General features: G+C 58.7%; 21 protein-coding genes and 1 pseudogene. 1 reads left to right on the forward strand and 21 read right to left on the reverse strand.

What is annotated here, in order from left to right; genetic code table 11:
- Positions 1 to 44: 44 nt before the first annotated feature.
- From E4O98_RS18285 to E4O98_RS18355, 15 genes and pseudogenes are all read right to left on the reverse strand, one after another.
- Positions 45 to 3998, reverse strand: a complete 3954-nt coding sequence (locus E4O98_RS18285; RefSeq protein ID WP_248135836.1) for a phage tail protein — start codon at positions 3996 to 3998, stop codon at positions 45 to 47.
- Positions 3999 to 4057: 59 nt separating this feature from the next.
- Positions 4058 to 4669 carry a tail assembly protein gene (locus E4O98_RS18290; protein ID WP_248135837.1) on the reverse strand — a complete coding sequence of 204 codons (612 nt, stop codon included), beginning with the start codon at positions 4667 to 4669 and terminating at the stop codon, positions 4058 to 4060.
- Positions 4670 to 4731: 62 nt separating this feature from the next.
- Positions 4732 to 5133, reverse strand: a complete 402-nt coding sequence (locus tag E4O98_RS18295; RefSeq protein WP_248135838.1) for a hypothetical protein — start codon at positions 5131 to 5133, stop codon at positions 4732 to 4734.
- The gene (locus tag E4O98_RS18300; protein ID WP_169906056.1) at positions 5109 to 5441 is read right to left on the reverse strand and encodes a hypothetical protein; all 333 of its coding nucleotides are present in this window, start codon (positions 5439 to 5441) and stop codon (positions 5109 to 5111) included. Before E4O98_RS18300 ends, E4O98_RS18295 begins: the two co-directional genes overlap by 25 nt.
- A 96-nt stretch (positions 5442 to 5537) precedes the next feature.
- The gene (locus tag E4O98_RS18305) at positions 5538 to 5735 is read right to left on the reverse strand and encodes a hypothetical protein (RefSeq protein ID WP_169906054.1); all 198 of its coding nucleotides are present in this window, start codon (positions 5733 to 5735) and stop codon (positions 5538 to 5540) included.
- Between the two features lie 165 nt (positions 5736 to 5900).
- Entirely contained in the window at positions 5901 to 6662 is a 762-nt protein-coding gene (locus E4O98_RS18310) for a C40 family peptidase (RefSeq protein ID WP_248135839.1), read from the reverse strand.
- A gap of 2 nt (positions 6663 to 6664) precedes the next feature.
- Entirely contained in the window at positions 6665 to 7417 is a 753-nt protein-coding gene (locus E4O98_RS18315; protein ID WP_248135840.1) for a phage minor tail protein L, read from the reverse strand.
- A 9-nt stretch (positions 7418 to 7426) separates the two neighbouring features.
- A complete protein-coding gene (locus E4O98_RS18320) occupies positions 7427 to 7765 on the reverse strand; it encodes a phage tail protein (protein WP_248135841.1) in 339 nt (112 codons plus the stop codon).
- Positions 7765 to 11100, reverse strand: a pseudogene (locus tag E4O98_RS18325) (phage tail tape measure protein). The gene E4O98_RS18320 and the pseudogene E4O98_RS18325 overlap by 1 nt, the downstream one beginning before the upstream one ends.
- Positions 11097 to 11366: a DUF1799 domain-containing protein gene (locus E4O98_RS18330; protein WP_103734558.1), complete on the reverse strand. Its 270-nt coding sequence runs from the start codon at positions 11364 to 11366 to the stop codon at positions 11097 to 11099. The pseudogene E4O98_RS18325 and the gene E4O98_RS18330 overlap by 4 nt, the downstream one beginning before the upstream one ends.
- 47 nt (positions 11367 to 11413) lie before the next feature.
- Positions 11414 to 11794: a phage tail assembly chaperone gene (locus E4O98_RS18335; RefSeq protein ID WP_248135842.1), complete on the reverse strand. Its 381-nt coding sequence runs from the start codon at positions 11792 to 11794 to the stop codon at positions 11414 to 11416.
- Positions 11795 to 11797: 3 nt separating this feature from the next.
- Positions 11798 to 12454 carry a phage tail protein gene (locus E4O98_RS18340; protein WP_248135843.1) on the reverse strand — a complete coding sequence of 219 codons (657 nt, stop codon included), beginning with the start codon at positions 12452 to 12454 and terminating at the stop codon, positions 11798 to 11800.
- Positions 12455 to 12526: 72 nt separating this feature from the next.
- The gene (locus E4O98_RS18345) at positions 12527 to 12946 is read right to left on the reverse strand and encodes a phage tail terminator-like protein (RefSeq protein WP_228308528.1); all 420 of its coding nucleotides are present in this window, start codon (positions 12944 to 12946) and stop codon (positions 12527 to 12529) included.
- Positions 12943 to 13599: a hypothetical protein gene (locus E4O98_RS18350; protein WP_248135844.1), complete on the reverse strand. Its 657-nt coding sequence runs from the start codon at positions 13597 to 13599 to the stop codon at positions 12943 to 12945. Before E4O98_RS18350 ends, E4O98_RS18345 begins: the two co-directional genes overlap by 4 nt.
- A 1-nt stretch (position 13600) precedes the next feature.
- Positions 13601 to 13993 carry a hypothetical protein gene (locus tag E4O98_RS18355; RefSeq protein WP_248135845.1) on the reverse strand — a complete coding sequence of 131 codons (393 nt, stop codon included), beginning with the start codon at positions 13991 to 13993 and terminating at the stop codon, positions 13601 to 13603.
- A 34-nt stretch (positions 13994 to 14027) separates the two neighbouring features.
- Here E4O98_RS18355 and E4O98_RS18360 point away from each other — a divergent pair, with 34 nt between their 5' ends.
- Positions 14028 to 14249, forward strand: a complete 222-nt coding sequence (locus E4O98_RS18360) for a hypothetical protein (protein WP_248135846.1) — start codon at positions 14028 to 14030, stop codon at positions 14247 to 14249.
- 6 nt (positions 14250 to 14255) lie between these two features.
- On the opposite strand, the gene E4O98_RS18365 is transcribed toward E4O98_RS18360, so the two are convergent.
- The 6 genes from E4O98_RS18365 to E4O98_RS18390 all read right to left on the reverse strand — a co-directional run bounded on the left by E4O98_RS18365 (position 14256) and on the right by E4O98_RS18390 (position 17864).
- Positions 14256 to 14633, reverse strand: coding sequence for a hypothetical protein (locus tag E4O98_RS18365; protein ID WP_248135847.1), 378 nt, complete (start codon positions 14631 to 14633; stop codon positions 14256 to 14258).
- 10 nt (positions 14634 to 14643) lie between these two features.
- Positions 14644 to 14949 (reverse strand): HeH/LEM domain-containing protein, encoded by a 306-nt coding sequence (locus E4O98_RS18370; protein WP_248135848.1) that lies wholly within the window; start codon positions 14947 to 14949, stop codon positions 14644 to 14646.
- 56 nt (positions 14950 to 15005) lie between these two features.
- On the reverse strand, positions 15006 to 15983 hold the full coding sequence (locus tag E4O98_RS18375; RefSeq protein WP_248135849.1) for a phage coat protein: 978 nt from the start codon (positions 15981 to 15983) through the stop codon (positions 15006 to 15008).
- A 3-nt stretch (positions 15984 to 15986) separates the two neighbouring features.
- The gene (locus E4O98_RS18380) at positions 15987 to 16724 is read right to left on the reverse strand and encodes a hypothetical protein (RefSeq protein WP_248135850.1); all 738 of its coding nucleotides are present in this window, start codon (positions 16722 to 16724) and stop codon (positions 15987 to 15989) included.
- Positions 16725 to 16808: 84 nt separating this feature from the next.
- Positions 16809 to 17324, reverse strand: a complete 516-nt coding sequence (locus E4O98_RS18385; RefSeq protein ID WP_248135851.1) for a hypothetical protein — start codon at positions 17322 to 17324, stop codon at positions 16809 to 16811.
- A 54-nt stretch (positions 17325 to 17378) separates the two neighbouring features.
- Entirely contained in the window at positions 17379 to 17864 is a 486-nt protein-coding gene (locus E4O98_RS18390; protein ID WP_248135852.1) for a DnaT-like ssDNA-binding protein, read from the reverse strand.
- Between the last annotated feature and the right edge of the window lie 3 nt (positions 17865 to 17867).

Genomic DNA, 17867 nt, shown 5'->3' on the forward strand with positions numbered 1-17867 from the left:
TAACCAGCCCCGTATCGCGATCCCTTATTACTAATCCGACCATATTAGAGACTCAGATCAATACCAACCACACCGTTGGTGTAGATGAATTTAAGGGATGTATTGGTTAGCCTCATGGTGCCAAGACCAGCAATATTCCCGTTCATTTCAAACGTGCCGTCGAATGAAAGCCTCCACCCGCTGCCCCCTGCCACGTAGTTATTTGACTGGATGTAATTACCGATCATGGCATTGGTGATCATGCCCGTCTTAATTACTGCCGAACTAATGAATACCTGCCCGCCAGAAACCACAAACGGGAAAGTTGCAGCGCCACTGACCTCGTCGATAATGGCGAATCGCTGAGCAAACGCCAGAATTTCGGACGTCTCCCCATCGCTGCCCAGAGCGAGCCCCGCCATTACTTTCTTTCCGTCCACATTGGTCTGGGCCTTGATGGTTGTCTGTGCCGATACCTTGCCGTCAAGACCCGCTACGACCTGACTCACCTGCTGAACCGACGCATTGGTCTGGCCCAAACTGGCCTGGACCGTATCAGTCCGTTTAGACTGAACCTCGATCGCGGTGGCCCTAACCAGCTCCTCCTGCTGAATAAGCCCCTTCGCGTTATCAATCCCGGCCTGCAAGGTAGTCAGCCGCTCAGCAGTTGCCAATTCGCGAGATGCTTCAACACGCATCTGCTGGGCGATACTTGCGGTGGACTCATACGCTTTCAACGCCCCCGCCAGCTCGCCCGCGCCGTCGTCACCACGCACCGAAGCACGCAGTGATTCATTACTGGATGCCTGGGCCGTGACCCGCCCGTCCAAGTTGGTGACCTTCGTATCGAGGCCATTAATCGCTTGAGCATTGCCGATCGCCTTTTGATCAACCGCAGACAGGTCACTCTTGAGTTGGGTGATCTGCGTTGCGGACGTTTCGCGGTTGGTGGCAACCACCTGCTCAAGCACCGTCAGCGACGACTTGTTGTCACCAACCTGTGCGCCCAAGGTCAGCAATTGCTGGGCCATCGCATCATTTTCGCTGGCTCGGGTTTTACGCTCAACGGCAAGATCCGCCGTGGATGTCCAACCCTTGACTGCGTCGGCCAGATCGCCAGCGCCATCATCTCCCCGAGCAGCAGAACGCAACGCCTCGACGGAGGTAGCGGTGGCCAACACCTTGCCGTCGATTTCCTCGATCTTGGTTTCGATGATCTGGACCTGCGACACCAGCGCGTCAGTGGTCTCAATGATGGTGCCAATATCGGTCCAGTACGTGGCGTCGGGCGGCGTTGCGCCGACAGGCACAGGGCCTTTCGCTTGGTAGAGGCGTTGATCCAGACGCACGATGTCGCCCTTCAAATACGGCTTTGCCGGGTCGTAAGCAAGGGCATCGCTCACTTTCTTGATCAGGTCTTCAAGTTCCTGCTTGGCCTCCTCCAGGCGTTCATTCACAGACCCTGGACCATCACCTGTAATCAGCTCGATCTCTTCTCGAAGGCTTTGGTACAGGGCGCCCTTTCCGATCTTGTCCGCAAAGTATTTTTCATACTCGGCTTGATCCGAACTGGCCTGACCATTGACCGCACCAGGTACAGGAAAGAACGGGCCGACGTTGCCGGTCCGATCCACCAGGCGAGCCCAGAAGAACAGACTCGCGCCAGCCAGCAGGCTGTGCATTTCGTGCTTGGCCTGCGGGTAACTGAAGTCGCTCAGCTTTATCGCGGTCGTCAGGTCAGCCGTTTGGCTGTACCAAAGTTCCGTGCGCTCAGTGTCCTCTGCACCTGGTGGAAAGCCCCATTGAATGCCGATGCCATAGACCAGGCTGGTGGTGGTCAGGAACGACACCGCCGGCGGTAGGCCTGTCTTGCCTTCAAGGTTGGTCAGGCTAGAGCTTTTCCAGATCGACGAAATTTCGAAGGCGCTCACCGAGCGCACACGGGCGAGATAGGCGCCCGAGTAGATCCCGGTTACATCAACGCTGGTAGATCCCGTGCGCTGCACCTTGATCCAGTTGCCGCTGTCCTTGCGCCACTCCACGTCATAAGCGACGGCGCCAGCAACAGCGGGCCATGAGATGTTCATGGTGCTGATGGCTATGCCCTGATCTACCGCGTAACTCGACGTGAGCGTGACGCTGGCCGGCGGCGGTACCACGGTGATCGGGATTACGCTGATCGGGCGTTCTTCAAGGCGCGCACCGGTATCGATGTGCGCGAACTTGCTCGGGTCGTACTGCACGGCCGAGATTTCGAACACGCCAGGCTCTGGCCGCGCAACGCTGACCACCCGGTAAAGCGGGACGGCCAAGTCATCAGCATCCAGTGCCCACACAAGTTCCGGCTCAGGCGTCACTGAGTAGGCCACGGTGACCGTGACTTGCCGACCGCTGACCACTTCCACGGTACGCCCCTCGCACTTGCCGTCAGGCAGGTTGAGGATCAGTCGGTCTCCGGGCTTGGCCTGGGTGTCGCGGTCCAGCTTGATGACCTTGCCGTTAGCAGCTGAGATACGGCCGCCAATGGCACGGTCGGCCAGCAGTTCGTCAGCAATCGGGATCACGTAGCCAGGCAGCGGGATACGGCCATCCAGGCCAACCTTGAAGGTTACGGCCCGATCCTTGGAGTTGGTCAGCAGCGCCCACTTGCCGCGGCGCTGGGCCTCGGATTCGCGGGTGCAGCCGATAGCGCTGATCTCCAGCGGATTGTCGCCGTAGCGCCGCTGCAGCTTCTGATCGGTCACGGCGGTGACGTCCGTGTCGTAGTTGTTCAACGGGTTGTCGTAGCTGACCAGCGCCCGGGTATAGCGTGTGCGCTCTGACGCACTGGAATAGGTGAACTTGCCGTCAATGACGTTTGCCCGGGTGTAGGCAAAGTCGAAGTCCGTTGCGCGTGGCATATCCGAGAGAGTGAACACCTGGCCCTGGGCCCAGTAGGTCATGCCTCGGTAGATCGCCGAGATATCGCGCAGCAGTGACCATGCATCGGCTTTGCTCTGCAGGTTCAAGTTGCAGATGAAGCGCGGTTCCTGGCCACCCTTCCCGTCCGGCACAAGCTGGTCGCAGTATTGCGAAATCCGGTACAGCTCCCACTTGTCTGCCATCCAGGGCTTGATACGGCGACCCAGGCCGAAGCGGTCGGCCGTAGTGATGTCGTAGGTCATCCAGACAGCGTTGTCGGTCCAGGCCTTTTTGAAGGTGCCGTCCCAAACGCCCGAGTAAGTCCGAGACACAGGGTCGTAGTTGCTCGGCACCTGCATTTTTTTCAGCTTGGTCTCGACCGTCACGGCCGGGATGCTACGGAACTGCTCGGCGGAAAACTCGATGTAGAGCAGCGCCGTGTTTGGGTAGCGGATCTTCGCGTCGATCACCTCGGTAAAACCGGCGATCTGCATGGTGTCCGAGATTTTGTTGTTGTTCTGGTTTGGTGTGATGCGGGTGATGCGCATCAACCAGCCGGTCGTGGCTTTGGGTAAATCGATACGGCGAGTGCGCTCGTACACGCTGGTGGTCTTGCCATCGACAGCCTCGCTCAGCACCGGCTGATAGGCGCCCCCATCAGTGGCCAGCTCAACCTTGTATTCAATCCGGTACCCGTTGATGTTGCCGCCGGCATCGACGGACTGAAGCGCCGGCCAGGCGAAGCGTACGCGCACAGCGGAAAGCTGGGTGTTGTTGATCGCCCTAACCCATGGCGTGCCGCTGCGCAGCTCAGTGCTGATGGTGGTCTCGTTCTCGACCGATGGGATCCCCTGGATATAGGTCTGGTCCACGGCCCCGGTGCGCCACTCCCACTTCACGTTCGGGAAGTTCATGTTCCCCTGGGGGTCTTGCAGCGGAGTGTTGTCGAGGTAGATGTCCCTGGCGGTTGGTGTGCCTTCGAACTCCCCCTCGCCCACAGCGATGAGCATTTTGGCAATAGCAACCGAGCGCAGACTGTCAGGGGCTTCCGTTGGCGTCTTAGGCTTCTCTTCGCCGCCCTTGGCGCCGTGGATGTCGATCTTGCTGTCGTCGCCCATCTTTTTCTCCAAGCAATAAAAAACCGCCTCGTGGGCGGCTGCGGTGCTGCAAATGTTGGCTACATCTGGTCTTCGGCGTAGATAGCGGCGCTGATGATTGCGCCGCCCACCCGGCGCTTGCCGTAGCACAGCGGTACCGGGTTGCCAGATGCCGTGGTGTTCTTGGCGCTGCCGAAGGCGTAGCTGGGGGTGTTCTCTGGTGCTGCGCTGGTCTTGAGTCCGCCAGCCTGAGGACTGAGCATTTGGATAACCCCTCCCAACACCATTGAGCCGCCCATCATGATTAGGGCCGAGCCAAATGGTGCGCCCGCACCAAAGGTGCCACCAGTAATTACTGCGCCGACAACGATCAGCACGGCCCCAATGATGGTTTGAAGTGCTCCGCCGCGTTTGCTGCCGGTGATGACTGGAGCAATGCGTATATCCCCCTCCCCAACAAACCCCAGTTCTTTTTCACCCAGGTTTTTAGTGCCACGGAATACAGCGAACTCGATCCCTCTGGATTTGGCGTTGGACAGGAAGCGTTCGAAACCGGGTATTTGCACGCACAGAGCTTTCACCGCTTCGGCGGGAGACCTCACAGCCATTCGGAATGAGCGCCCAAACTGCCGAAGCTGGCCGTAGAGCAGGATTGTGGTCATTGGCTGGTAATTGATGGAAAGTGCCGCCATGTGATTTTCTCCAGGCAAAAAAAAGACCCGCCGAAGCGAGCCTTGAACAATTTGATGTGTCGCTACAAGCAGCCTTGCAGCGCGGTCAATCGTTTATTTGCGATCCAATTACCCACAACGACGTAATACTTCGCCTCTGAGCCGGTGCCCTTTGGCTGGATATCAACGAAGTACTGAGAGCCCTCAGTGAATACCGTATATCCGGTGTCACGCCCCGGCTGAAGCGTTGCGCCAGGCGCGCCGCCGAAGATCGGCTGGTTCTGCCATTCGTACTGAACGCACTTTGCCAGCGCGGCGTCGGCCTTTTTCGAGCTCATTACCTTGTAAGGTCCGCTCTGGCGCGCCTCATTCATCGTGGGCGCCATGCACCCCGCGAGCATCGCCGCCGACGAGCAAATAATGAAGGCCAAAACAAGCTTACGTACCGAGCCCAGAGCCCTCATTTGTCTTTCGCCTTCAGGCATATAGAAAACCATTTATTTTCAAATTCGCTTACCGCCCTTTTTTGGTTTTCCTCCGTACGGAAGGCCGAAGTGCTGTAAGCGTCCTTGATGACTTCCGCCCCAAGCGCGTCGACAGATGGGTCTCCAGCAGAGGCTTTCATCATTTTGGCCATTGAAACTTCATTCTGCCTATTTTTCATAATCGAAGCGGCCATCTCTGAAACGGAAGTGCAATAACTGAGCGTTTCATCGGATGGTTTTGCAGCAAGTGCAATGCCTGAAGACAAAACAAGCGCCACCATCGCTGTACCTGATAATAAAATCCGCATGTCGTTCCCTCGTTGGTTTTGCGGGACTGTAGCACTGGGAAAGCCAGATGCAAAAAACCCGGCGCTTGGCCGGGATTCATGAGTCTGCTTCTGACCTTACAACGAGCGTAGCTCAGTGAATGCCCGAGCAATGCAGTAAGGAATCACTGCACAGGTCAGCCCCATTGCAGCTGCGGCCGCTTCCTGCGGAGCGCTTTTCGCAAGCATCATCCCGCCAAAGCCCACAACCGCACCTATAAACGACATTACGATGGTGACGAACCACATAAATTTGGCCAAGTTGATTCCCTTCATCCGATGATTGTTCTTGCTCACTCGCTACGAGCGAGCCGCTCTTTCGCGAGGAATCTACAGTTGTCGTTGCGCAAGGTCAATTTGCCATCACTCAACAGATGTACTGATCAGCCACCAAACGTGGACGGAATGCCAATTCTGCAAGACTTGCGTGCCCCCGCCGCGTCACGGTTGTTTTGCGTCCTTATGCCTGAGGATCAGACGCGTACGGTCATGCCAAGGGCCGCCGCAGACAATTATCTCTGACGGCCTGCCGTATAGGTGGTGCAGCAGGAAAGGGCCAGGTCCGAAAACGCCTGAATCCTCACCAGGCAGTGACGGGTCGGTGCCAAGGTAAATGCCAGCGTGGTTCGGGTGAGCAGTCCGGCCAACCTGCATAACGATCATGTCACCGCGCTGCGGTCGGTCGACGCAGACAAAGCCAGCCGCCTCGTAGTGCTGCTCGTACAGGCTGGCGTTCTCCGCACTCTCCCACCAGCCATCAGTGCGCTGGAAGGCTTCGAATTCCAACCCCCACTCGCGCTGGTACCAATCAGCGCAGACCTGCCAGCAGTCCCAGGCCCCATGTACGAATGGACGGTTGAGAAGCGGTGTGCTGCCCATTGGCGTGATCGTGCGCATGTCGCCCTCGGGCCAGGACAGAATGTGCCAGGGCAAGGCCGTGGCTTCGCACATGGCCAGGTCGTGCGGTGACGGCCTGCTGGTGGCGTCCGGGTGCGAGTGAACAATGCCGATCACCTCGCCCTGGTCTTCCGCCGCGGCGTAGTCCTCTGGATCAAGCCGGAACTCTTCGTTTGGCTCCGTAGCGATGTTCCGGCACGGAAAGTACTTTTGCGCGCGCCCGGCGGCCAGTAGCAGTCCGCAGCACTCGCGCGGATGCTCCGCCGCCGCGTGCGCCTGGATCGCCGCGATGATGTGCTTGCGCATGGTCAGCTCCGGGCAATCAGGGAAACGGCAGGAAATCCGCCGAATGAAAGTTCGTTGTTCTCGCCGAAGCGCAACTTGCAGGACGACAGACAACCTTTGCACTGGTCAAGCGCCGGGTCGTCCGTGGGGTTGTCCTCGTCGTCGAACATTGCGGCGCCGGTGTATCCGCAGTCCGGCCCCCGGTAACCGTTGGTCATTGCCCAATGGCAGAACGTCGTCATTTGGCGCCCGGGTAGCCCGTGGTTATCGATCTCACCCGGGGAGGAAAGCTCCCAGACCACGGCCTCTCCGTCCTCGCTGGTTTTCTGGTCGATGTACCAGATCTCCAGTGCTTCCTGGGTTGGGTCAGCGGCTGGGTTGCCGTGGGGGTAGTTGGCCGCGTCCAGGTACTGTGCCAAGGTTTCGCGCACGGTCAGCTTGAACTTGAGCATGTCCTCGAAGGCCAGGCACAGCGCAGTGACGCGTCCGTTAATGTTGCCCGCAGCGAACGTAGGCCGCGAAGCGGTACCGTCACTGCTGGATGAAATACCCTCGATCTGCACCGGCCAAGCTGCGTACTCCTCGCCCTGCCACCAGATCGACTTGGCCGGCAGGGCCTCTTCCGAGTGCTCGTAGGCCAACAACTCTTCCGGCGTATGCGGAATCGCGTGTCCGTGGAAACGCAAATAATCGGCGCCGTACTCGGTCCCGTCGATTTCAAACAGGCGAATCTCGCCGCCGGGCTCCAGCTTCTGGATGTCCGTGATCAGTGCCATGGGTAGGTCTCAGGGATGAAAGGTTTGTTCCAAGGTGGCGGTGATGGCGTAGACCTGGCCGCCGCGGTGCACCGGCTTATAGCCGTTGCACTTGTAGAGACCCAGATCTCCCAAGGGTGGCTCCCATAGGAAGCCCCTTGCCCCTTTGTGTCGATCGAGGAAAGCCATGATGTCCTTGATGCGGGGCTTGAGCCCGGTAAAGGTCACCGGCCAAGACTGCGACCGGTTGTTGATTCCGTCCTCCACCGACTGGGTGTACCCATCGCCAAACTGCTTGGTCCGGACACGCTGAGTTATTTCACCCTCCGCGCCCTTCTCTGTTGCCCACGTAAATCGTTCGATTGCCATCAGCGCCCCTTGATTGCTTTGTTGATGACGCCGCCCTGGCCCATGTCCTTGTTGCGCATCTGCTGATACTTCTGCTCAACGAACGCGGCCAGTTCTTTGCCGAAGAGGTCATAGCCAGGTGTATCCGCACTCGATGAGGCGTTACCGTCGCCATCGATGTGCACCTCGACGTTGATCTGCGTACTGCCGGCCCCGCCGCCACCCATTGCTATTACGCCAAGCTTTCCGCTGGACGTCCGTGTCAGCGGCATGATCGCCTCCGGCCCCGCCTCGCCAGCGATCCCGGTTTTGCCGTTGGACATACCGAATGCGGTGGGTTTGCTGACGATGGTGTTGGTGAAGGCGCCCCCGTCGGCGAACATTTGCACACCGCCCGACCAGGCGCCGCCATTGGCCTGGGTAACGCCAGACCAGCCCGCCAATACATCAGGGCTGTACCCTGCCGCTGTCGAGCCTGCTGACGTGGTAGCCCCGCCGCCAAAGTACGAGCCAGCGGCAGATATACCGAGCCCTACAAGTGAGCCGAGAAGCCCGGAGGCTGCTTGCCGGGTAGCAATGCGCGCCATGTCCGCGAGAACCGACTTCGTGAAGTCAGCGAACGAGAACTTGCCAGTCGTGGCGAAGTTGACTACTGCATCTTCCATGGAGCTGAACGCATTGCCGAATAGACTCTTGGTCTGCCCTGCTACGTTCTGCGCCGAATCCAGGTAGTTGGCCCAGGCCGATGTCGCGCCCTTCGTCCAGTCGCCTTGGGCTGCCTCCACATCCGCGTAGTTCTGCCGGATTTGGTCGGTAGCCTTCTTATTCGCATCTGCGAGAGCTTGCGACTTGCGGGCGAACTCTTCGTCCGACATGTACCGAGAAGGATCGGAGCGTTGGTTTTCCAGGTCCAGCGACTGCTGAGCAAACCGGTCTTGCTGGCTGTTCAACTCACCGTTAAGTGCATTTTGGCGGTCACCCTGCCCCACGCCCAATACGGCACGCTGCCCAGCGAGCTCCAGGGCGCGCTGTTGCTGACCAAATGCTTACACGTAGGAGCTGATCGCCCGCTCTTGCTTTGCCAGACGCCCGGTCTCATTGGTCGCCAGCACTTCAAGCTGGCTGTCAGCGTCTTTCTGCGCCTTGACCATCCCTGCGCGCGCGTCAGCGATCTTCTGGTCAAGCTGGATACTTTGCGCTGCTGAAGTAGTTTTCTTGCCCTTCGCGGCCTCCAGCGCCGAAATCTCGGACTCATAGGCTGCCGTCGTCTGGTCGAGCTGGTTGCCGATCAGCGCCTGGCGCCGCTGCAGATAGTCTTCCTCGGACAGCAGTCCTGCCTTCTGCGCCGCTTCCAGTTCCTTCTGGTAGTTTTTGTAGGTGTCGGTGATCGCCGCCAGGTCGTTCTTGGCGTTGTTGAAGCCCGTAAGGTCGACCTGCGTGCCGGCTGCCTTCGGGTCTTTATTCTTGTCCTGAATCCCTTTCAGGAGAGTGTCGTAGGCCCCGCCAGAGAACTTACCGCCGTCATAATTGACACCGTTGAGCAGCGGGGACTTCTGACCTGTTTTCTCAGCGTTCTCGTACAACGTTCTGAACTGCTGATTCAGCTTGTCCTGAGCCGCCTTACGCTTGTTCAGCGGATTGATATTGTCGAGCTGAGCATCCAGCGCTTTCTGAGCCTCAATGGCCTTCTGGTTCGCGTCGGTGTTTTCGCCCGTGGCGATTGCCAGATTAGCGCTTGCCGTCTGTCTGGCCCTGAGTTCAGCAAGTTTTTTCTCAAGCGCTTCATTTGAGTCGTCATGCTCACCGGTGCCCAGACCAAGAGCCGAGTTCAAAGAACTCAGCCCGTTAGAGATAGCCCCCGCAAACCCGCCGCCCTTGCGCGTATCCAGCACTCGCTGAGTGATCTCGATCTGCTTTGCCAGGTCTGGGAATATCTCCGACCGGACTTCGGCGTAAGCGCCCTTGATGGCGTTCTTGATGTTGTCCCAATCGCGCTCTACGTCGGATAACGACTCGCGGTAGGTGTTCAGGCGCGTCAAGGCGGCCTGATTCAAATCTTCGCTGAGCACATCCAGGGCACGCTGGCTGTCGCCCTGGTCATCCAGCCCCTTGATCACCTGGTACTGCTCAAGGGTGAGCAATCCGTACTGACTGCTGATCTTGCTGGCGGCTTCAGTTGCTGTATCGCCAGCGCTGGCAAAGGACTTGGCAAGTTCGCCAGCGCCCTGCCCGGTTACTTCACTCACAGCCGCAGCAGCTTCAGCCAGATTACGCATCTGCGTACTGCTGGTAGCTGCTCCAGATGCAAGCGAAACGACTGCCTCGCGCGCGCCGGACAGGTTGCCGGTGACGCGCCCGGCGCCGTCGGCCATGTCCTTCAGGCTGGCGATGGTCTGCCCAGCACCATTCGTACCGCCATTGATCGCGGCATTGAACTCGCGCGCCTGCTTCATCGCATCGAAGTAGGCGTAGCCCAGCGACCCAATTACAGCGACCAAAAGGCCGGCCGGGATCAGCATCCCTGCAAGGCTTTTCGCTGACACACCAGCGCCGGCGCCCAATTGAGCAATGGCTCGCGCCCCGCTACCCAGGTCGCCAGCCTGAATGGCGTTGACGAGCTGCATTACGTTTTCCTGAGCCTGGCGGGTGCCGAGCTTCAGTTTGTCGAATGCACCGGCCGCCTCGGTGAGCCCCGCCCTATCCTTACCGATCTTGGCCAAGGCTTCGTTGTAACGATCGGCGTCGATCTGACCCGTTTTATGCAGGTCGTTTAGCGCCTTCTCCTGCGCCTCCAGCTTCGCCAACTTGGCGGTCACTGGATCAATACCGTTGACGGTGCGCTTCAGTGCCTCAATCTGGCGATTCTCAGCCTCGATCAGCTTTTGCTTCTGGACCAGCTCTTTGGCTTCCGCTTTTTCAATCTTGTCGTAGGCCTTACCCAGGTGATCCTGGTACTTCGCCTGCTCCTCGATGGTGACCAAGCCGCCCTTGCGGGCGCGCTCCAGCAAACCTTCGGCCTGAACCAGTGACTCCATGCTTGAGATATTGCCCGTCATCGCCTTGTCGAGCTGACTGATGACGGAGATTTCCGCTACTGCGCTGTCAGTTGCTTTGCGACTTGCCCCGGCTTGACGGTCCCTTGCCGCCGTCGATTTATCGATGCCTTGCGCAATCTCCGCTTCTGCCTGGGAAACCTTTTTACCGGTGTTGGCCAGGCCTTCGCCTGTTTTGCCCAAGTCATCAATGGCCTTCTGGGCGCCTTCAGCGGAATCGACCAGTTTATCCAGATCATCAGCAGCCTTTGCGGCCTGGGACGACTCGACCGCAATACCCAGGGAAGCGAAATTGGTGCTCATTTGTTTTCTCTCTGTTCCGCCATCACCTGCAGGGCTTCAGCCTCCATCCGCCGGAAGTCGCTGAAAATGGTTTGTCGCTGGCTGATCGGTACGCCGCACATCCGAATCACACCGGAGAGAACGCTGTAGTCCATGCCTGTTGCGCCGCACGCGCCTGTGCGCCACTGGGTGCTCATGGCCTCGAAGACTTTGAAGGCCTCCCAGTTGTCCGGCCAGATTCCGACTTCCCTGTCGGGGATGTCCTGGCGCGATAAACCGAAGGCCATCAGATCTGCATCTGACGGCCCTGGCTCATACAGTGCGCGCGAGGCGCTTAGGAGTTTCCCAAGCGGGCTTCGCTGAAGGCCTCGGCGTACGCGTTCAGCACTGCCTTGGGCGCCGAGTTGATCGAGTTAACGAGGATGCGCACGTTTTCAGGCGTGAATTCCTCTTCGATATCCCAGCCCACCACTACGTCCATCAGCTGGTCTGCTTGCAGGGCGATCTGGGCAGCGGTGAAAGCCTTGAGGTCCATGTCGCCGACCAGCTTGCTCAGCTCGTCGTGCCGCTCGTTCCAGCCGGTATACAGCTCGGCAAGCGCGGTGCGGTCCAGGTACTTGAACTCAAACTCAACCTTTTCAGCGTTGTAGCCCGCGCGCTGGATCATCACCGGCGCCTTGAAGGTCGGCTTCTGGATCAATTTGAACTTGGCCATGGATTACACCGTGGCCGCGTAGCGGGTTGGACGACCGGTCAGGGCGATGCTGATGACACGTGTCATCAAGTTGTTGCGGGACATGGTCGGCGTCGAGGTGATCGACACGTAGCCGTTGTAGATGATGCTGCTGCCGCCAGGAAGGTTGAGTCGGAGCAGGCGCGCTTGCTTGTCGTCATCGGCGGCCTCGCAGACCTCCACATAGGGCTTGGAAGGATCATCGGCGACGGTGATGGTCAGCGTGATCGGATTTTTGGTGGTCGGCATCTGACGATCATCGTCGTCGGCCAGGAAACCAAAGGTCAGAAACTGCTGATCGCCGCCGCTGGAGTTCAGCTCGGTGATTTGCGAAATCTCAGTGAAACCGGTCACCTCCCGCACTGAGCCAATGCCCGAGCCGGCCGGATACTGCTGAACGTTGACGGTATTCACATTTTCCAGCGCGAAAGTGCCGCTGGCGATCTCGCCGACACGAACGCCTCGCCCTTCAAGGCGAGTCCAGCCGGAGTTGACGGCGATGACATCGCCTTCGGCCAGGCCATGCGCTGCAGCGGTAGCGACGGCTGGATTGGCGTTCGTCAAGGCGCTGAATGGGATCGCGGGGCCGTAGGTGGCTGCAATCTCGAAGGTAGCGCCGTTGGGCATTTGGATGCCGGCCATGGGTGTTTCCTCTTTTCAGAAATGACAAAACCCGCGCAGAGGCGGGTTTCGGGGTTTGCCCAACGGGCGTATTCAGGTGCCGATGTCGGCTCGATACTCGAACGACACCGGCACGGTATATGTGGGCGGATCAGGAATGCCCGGACCAGTATCAACTGGCGACATAGTAACGACAGTGAGGCCTGCCTTTGTGTCTCGCGCATAAAGCGGGAATAGCGTGGTCAACTCAGCCACAAGTGGGTTCGTCTTGGTCTTGCCGGTGCCGGCCGGGGCCACGATGCTGACCTGGTAGACGCCGATGAAAGCGCGGTGGTCGCCAGCAAGCGTATTGCTAGCGGTGTCGCCCGGGAGCATGAACGCCCGCAGATAGGTCTCAGCATCCGCCGGGTCGTACTGAGTATTTTCGAACACGACCTTGATGGGTACCGTCCGGGCCTTGCTCCAGGCAATCAGCTTGGCCTCATAGATCGAAGCAATAATGGCGTGGCTCATACCTGGTTGTTCCTTGTGGCTTCGTCGACGATCTGCTGGAATCGGGCCAGAGTGATTCGGACCATGCCGCCGGGTGCTTGGGTCGAGTGTCCGTACTCAAGCGGGATTGCGTACGGGAGGTTGTTGACGATGTAGGCTGTCTCGCCGGCCGTAAGTGCCTGGACCTGTAGTCGCAGCTTGGCCAGCGTCACACCACCAGCCGGGTCAACCTGGTCAAGCGTGCCCTCCGCCGGCGTACCGATGGAAAACTGCCAGTTCCCCCGAAACCGCCCACCGACGTAATCCTTGCCCGCCACCAGGCCATTCACATTGAAGTTCTCGTCGCGCTCGGTCTTTGTCAGGGGCTTTGCGTACTTGACCCCGCGCCGCAGCTTACCGGCCTTGGTGAAGTTTGATTCGTTCAGGTTGATGATCGTGTTGCGCACTGCGACCTTGAAGTCATAGTCGTCGGCTGCGCGGGTGTTGGTCTGGCGGTGAGCTACGTTCGCGGCCCATATTTCAGGATTGCCCACCGGTGACATGCGGATAACGCTGCTTCCGATCTCGATAACGATCTCTCGGATGGTTGCATCGATACCAGCCTGGGCCCGCTCAGCGAAGTCACGAATGTTCTCGGCAAAGCTGCCGTTCATGTTCGCGTACTTATTCGCCATGTCATTTCCTCAGCTGGGCCGTCCACGTTGCGTCTGCCGGATCAGCGGATACATTCATCACCCGCAACCCGTTGATGATGTCGCCAATGACCGGCGCTGCCGGCACCGTCGTCGACACGCCACCCTCTGACACGAACAGCTCGTTTTGCAGCACCAGAAGCTTTTTGTCGGTGGTCTGGATGAGGGAGCCGTCGATTTCCTTGGAAAGATAGCTGCCCAGAACACCGCGCCCCGCGTACGTCACGGTGGTATCCGGCGTTTCGCCGCCCAGGTCTGGGTCATATTCGCCTGCAACCTTGCGTACCCCCGTCACCGGCTTGACAGCGTCAGCCAGCCCATCAGGATCATCGAACGACTCGGCCAGTTCGGCCTGGATCTCTTCGCGCATGCCCATATGCAATACTCCCTAACTCACAAAGGAGCTGTTAATGAAAAGACCAGAATGCAAAATTGCGATTCGGCGCCTAGTTCATGAATGGGCGGAGACGCAAGAAAGGCCAGCAAATTGGCACCCGTCATTTGGTGTGTTCGTCAGTTGGCTGAAAGAACATGGTCATGGCCAATATTTGGATTTCAGGAGCACCATGGGAGCCTCGTACGATGCCGAGCAATGGTTCGATGAGGAGCTGAAACAAGGCTGGCGCAATTGATGGGCTTCAGATCCTCCTCAGCATCATCACGCCGGAACGCTTGATCCACGGTTCCAGCAAGGCCAACGCGAAGTTCACGCCCGCCGACTGATCGGTAGAGCCTGCCACGTAGGTCTTGCTCACCGACGTGCCGGACTGCGCCGATACCGTCTTGCTCTGCACTTCCTTCTGCGTGGACGTGTACAGCTTGCCCGCCGCCGCCTCTTTGGCGGCCTGGGCGCCGGCTGTTTTGATCTCGCCCGGAACCGGATCAGGAACAACCCGCTTAATCTTGGCCGTGAGCCAGGCGTTGGCCATGGCTACGGCAAGGACCGGATCACCGGTGCCAGCCCAGTCAGGACCCAGCGAGGCATCAACATCGGCAACGGTGATGAAGTCAGTCATGTGCTTGTCCTTATTCCGCTGGCACCAGGGCCTGCAGGTCTTCTTTCTTGGCGGACGGGTCGAAGGCAATGCCCTTCTCGGTCAGCCATTCTTTCAGCTCGGGGACCTTCATTTTCAGAGGGTCGGTTTCTTTGCTCTCTGGCTCCTTGCCGTCGGACACCTTAATGCCGGCCGCTTGGTAGGCGTCGTAGATGTCCGGGGCATCGCCATCGACCACCACCTCGGTAGCGGCGCCGATGACACCGAAGAATTCGCTCAGCAGGCGGTAGCACACGCCGCGCTCTTTGCCCGGCTTGTCCGTGTAGATCACTTTCATGAGTCACCTCAAAAACACCCCGGCGCCCATAAAGACGCCAGGTTGTGTGGGCCGGATTACGGCGTGGTGGTACCGCTGATGACAGCGGCGAACGGGACTTGCTTGCGGCTGAACACACGCTCCCAGTTGCCTGCGGAGGCGTACTGAGTCGCGGTTGGGCTGAGGTTCTGAGCTTCGGAACCCTTCCAGCTGAAGCCGGCAGGCTGGAGGATGTAGGTCTTCCGCTCCCACAGCACTTCGGCACCACCACCGTTACCGCCGCCAGGCTTACGCTCCAGCTCTACCGGCACCTTCGGCGTGCCTTCGCCGTAACCGAAAGCGCCCTGGCCGAAGAACACGGACAGGTACTTGCCCGCGCCATACACCAGGGCATCGTCCATGAACACTGGCTTGCCGAGGTAGGTGGCCAGGATGATCTTGCCGTCGGAGTCACGCAGATACTCGATGAGGTCCTGCTTGACCATCTGGTTCATCACCACCGAGTGCACGCCGATCGCACCGAACTGGTCAGCGGCATCGCCGGCGGTAAACGCGGCATCCTGGAAGGCATTCGCACTGATGGTCGCACCGGCGTCGATGACCATGTCACCGCCGTTGTTGGCGATGTTCGAGGCAATGATGCCGCGAGCCGCGCCCAGGGTGTAACGCTGCCACTGGCGGGTCCAGTAGGTGCCGAAGCGGTTGCGGATCTGCTGCTGAGGCTCGGTGTTGGCCAGCTCAGCGGTCAGGTCGGCAACGCCATAACCTTTGTTGAGGTACAGAACGCGGGCACGCATGCTGTCCTGGGTGACCTTACCGACTTCGCCTTGATCGTTCGGGTCATCGTTGCTGATGTTCGGGGCTTCATCAGCGTTGAGATCCTGCCAGTAGCTGATCTCGGCGGTGCCTTGGCTGCCGGAAGCGATAGCGTCCAGAACAGGCGAGCGGGTCACGATGCCCGACTCATACACAGCGGTCTTTTCTGGGCTGTTAACCGGCGCCAGCGAGGCGTAGTAGTCGCCGACGAAGATGTCGGTCAGTTGGGTAGTTGCCATGGATTAGGTTCCTTTGGTGGCCTGGATTTTCTTGAAGAGATCAGGATTGTCACGGGCGATCGCAGCGCGTTCGGTTTCCGTGTACTCACCCCACTTTTTCGTGGCCTTGCCACCGTTGTCGCCGGTCTGCCCGGCACCCTGAGCCCTTGGCCACAGGTGTGTTGCTGTTTCACGCAGAGATTCCGCCCATTCGAGCGGCGACAGCGGGGTTTTCCCGTCCTTCCCGTAAACGACCTCGCCGTCACGGTCGGTGGCAATCGCCTCGCCGTCTTCACTGAGTTTGAAAGTGCCCCGGGCGCGCAGGATGATGTCCTCTGCAGCCTCAGGTAGTGCGCCGGCCTTAATGGCGGCAGCGCGGATGGAATCTGCCAGCACCTTGTCGCTGTACTTGGCAGCGAAGGCTTCGGCCTTGTCGGCGCGGGCCTTCTCGGCGGCCAACTTTGTGTCGTAATCGGTGCGCAGGCGCTCGGTACGGCGGGTAATCACCTCGTCCAGCTTGCCTTCAGCGATGAGCTTGGTTTCTTCATCCTGGCCAACCTTGGTCAGCAGCCCTTTGACGGCGGCGATGTCCAGGCCTTCGAACTGGGACTTGAAACCGTCCAGTTCAGTTTTGGTGGTCCGGAGCGAGCCAAGCAGCTCGGTGTTTTTGTTCTTGAGGCCCAGGGTGGCCGCTTCCACCGCTTCGGCGATCGCGGATTTAACTGCCGGGTCTTCAAGATCAATCTGGTTTTCGTCTGCCACTTCGTGCACCCCTTGGGTCTGGTCGGCCCGCTTTGCAGGCATAAAAAAACCGCCCATTGGGCGGTTTGGTGTGAATGATCTCAACTAAATGAACTGATTTAGGTAAGCCTTGGTAAAAGCTTCCTTAGTGACGGACCGTTCGATCTCGCCTGTTACGTATCCATTATGAGCATGGAAAGCCTCGCTCCATATCAGCTTGTAGAACTCAGCCTTTTCGGGAGTGGCATACTCAATCATTAACATATAACTTTTGACACAGCAGTAAAATTTAGCTGCAATTTTATCTACCAGATCCTTGTCGTCAGAGTAAACAAGTCGCTCCTTCAAATAAGGCAACGTAAATGCATAATCTACGAGGTCAGCTTTCCACAAAAGCACAAGCCGATTACGCTCCTGAACTCTCCAGGTAGTCATCGCGAAGCAAGCCGCTCCGAATGTCAGCACTGCAGCAATACCAGCAACCCAATCCCCTAGACTCCCCCAGTTCGGAACAAATCTAACAGTAGACTCAGGATGAAGATTTATTCCCATAGTAAGTCCGGCAAACCCTCCGATTATCAGGAACGCTACTGAGCAACATGCCACTGTAATCCACTTCATGACGCCTCCATTTAAAGGTGGCGTTATACCAAATAACAAGTCACTGCAGCCACGCTACTTCGCGACACTCAGCCCGCGCATCAGCAGAAAATCAGCAAACTGCGTCCTACTCGGCGCGTATGGTGGCGGACGCATGCGCAGCCCAGGCGTATCACGATTGAGTCGAGTGCGCCGGCCATTCGGCTCAGTGCAGTGGGTCGGCTCTTCGATCTGAAAGCCCTGCTCTGCGGCGTACAGCTCGACCGCCAGCCGCACCTGGCCCCACTCAAGCTCAAAAGGCACGAGCGTCTCGGACAGCGTCTGGTATTCGATTTTGCAGTCACGCCGGGGCCAAGCCATTGCTTGGTCAGGGTTGGCCCTGCGCCCTTTCCACTGGCGGCCGTTGATGTCGGCCGCAGCGTGCAGCAGCAGTTCGACTTGGTCAGCCTCAGCTTCAGGTATCCGGAACCCGTAGTAGTCGCGGTAGAAGGTCAGCTTCTCCAGCGGCACGAAGCTATTCGCGTCTGGCCTGCCCTTCCCGTCCTCAACGATGATCTGCATGTG

Origin of the sequence: Pseudomonas sp. W2Jun17 (assembly GCF_023127795.1) — a bacterium.
GTDB classification, from domain to species: Bacteria; Pseudomonadota; Gammaproteobacteria; order Pseudomonadales; family Pseudomonadaceae; genus Aquipseudomonas; species Aquipseudomonas synxantha_A.

Coding starts and splice junctions, on each gene's coding strand:
- E4O98_RS18300 (WP_169906056.1), bottom strand. CDS start 5,441: ATGCGGATTTTATTATCAGGTACAGCGATGGTGGCGCTTGTTTTGTCT.
- E4O98_RS18385 (WP_248135851.1), bottom strand. CDS start 17,324: ATGAAGTGGATTACAGTGGCATGTTGCTCAGTAGCGTTCCTGATAATC.
- E4O98_RS18305 (WP_169906054.1), bottom strand. CDS start 5,735: ATGAAGGGAATCAACTTGGCCAAATTTATGTGGTTCGTCACCATCGTA.
- E4O98_RS18290 (WP_248135837.1), bottom strand. CDS start 4,669: ATGGCGGCACTTTCCATCAATTACCAGCCAATGACCACAATCCTGCTC.
- E4O98_RS18320 (WP_248135841.1), bottom strand. CDS start 7,765: ATGGCAATCGAACGATTTACGTGGGCAACAGAGAAGGGCGCGGAGGGT.
- E4O98_RS18295 (WP_248135838.1), bottom strand. CDS start 5,133: ATGCCTGAAGGCGAAAGACAAATGAGGGCTCTGGGCTCGGTACGTAAG.
- E4O98_RS18370 (WP_248135848.1), bottom strand. CDS start 14,949: ATGAAAGTGATCTACACGGACAAGCCGGGCAAAGAGCGCGGCGTGTGC.
- E4O98_RS18355 (WP_248135845.1), bottom strand. CDS start 13,993: ATGGGCATGCGCGAAGAGATCCAGGCCGAACTGGCCGAGTCGTTCGAT.
- E4O98_RS18335 (WP_248135842.1), bottom strand. CDS start 11,794: ATGGCCAAGTTCAAATTGATCCAGAAGCCGACCTTCAAGGCGCCGGTG.
- E4O98_RS18375 (WP_248135849.1), bottom strand. CDS start 15,983: ATGGCAACTACCCAACTGACCGACATCTTCGTCGGCGACTACTACGCC.
- E4O98_RS18360 (WP_248135846.1), top strand. CDS start 14,028: ATGAAAAGACCAGAATGCAAAATTGCGATTCGGCGCCTAGTTCATGAA.
- E4O98_RS18350 (WP_248135844.1), bottom strand. CDS start 13,599: ATGGCGAATAAGTACGCGAACATGAACGGCAGCTTTGCCGAGAACATT.
- E4O98_RS18345 (WP_228308528.1), bottom strand. CDS start 12,946: ATGAGCCACGCCATTATTGCTTCGATCTATGAGGCCAAGCTGATTGCC.
- E4O98_RS18340 (WP_248135843.1), bottom strand. CDS start 12,454: ATGGCCGGCATCCAAATGCCCAACGGCGCTACCTTCGAGATTGCAGCC.
- E4O98_RS18365 (WP_248135847.1), bottom strand. CDS start 14,633: ATGACTGACTTCATCACCGTTGCCGATGTTGATGCCTCGCTGGGTCCT.
- E4O98_RS18315 (WP_248135840.1), bottom strand. CDS start 7,417: ATGGCACTGATCACGGACATCCAGAAGCTGGAGCCCGGCGGCGAGATT.
- E4O98_RS18310 (WP_248135839.1), bottom strand. CDS start 6,662: ATGCGCAAGCACATCATCGCGGCGATCCAGGCGCACGCGGCGGCGGAG.
- E4O98_RS18330 (WP_103734558.1), bottom strand. CDS start 11,366: ATGGCCTTCGGTTTATCGCGCCAGGACATCCCCGACAGGGAAGTCGGA.
- E4O98_RS18285 (WP_248135836.1), bottom strand. CDS start 3,998: ATGGGCGACGACAGCAAGATCGACATCCACGGCGCCAAGGGCGGCGAA.
- E4O98_RS18390 (WP_248135852.1), bottom strand. CDS start 17,864: ATGCAGATCATCGTTGAGGACGGGAAGGGCAGGCCAGACGCGAATAGC.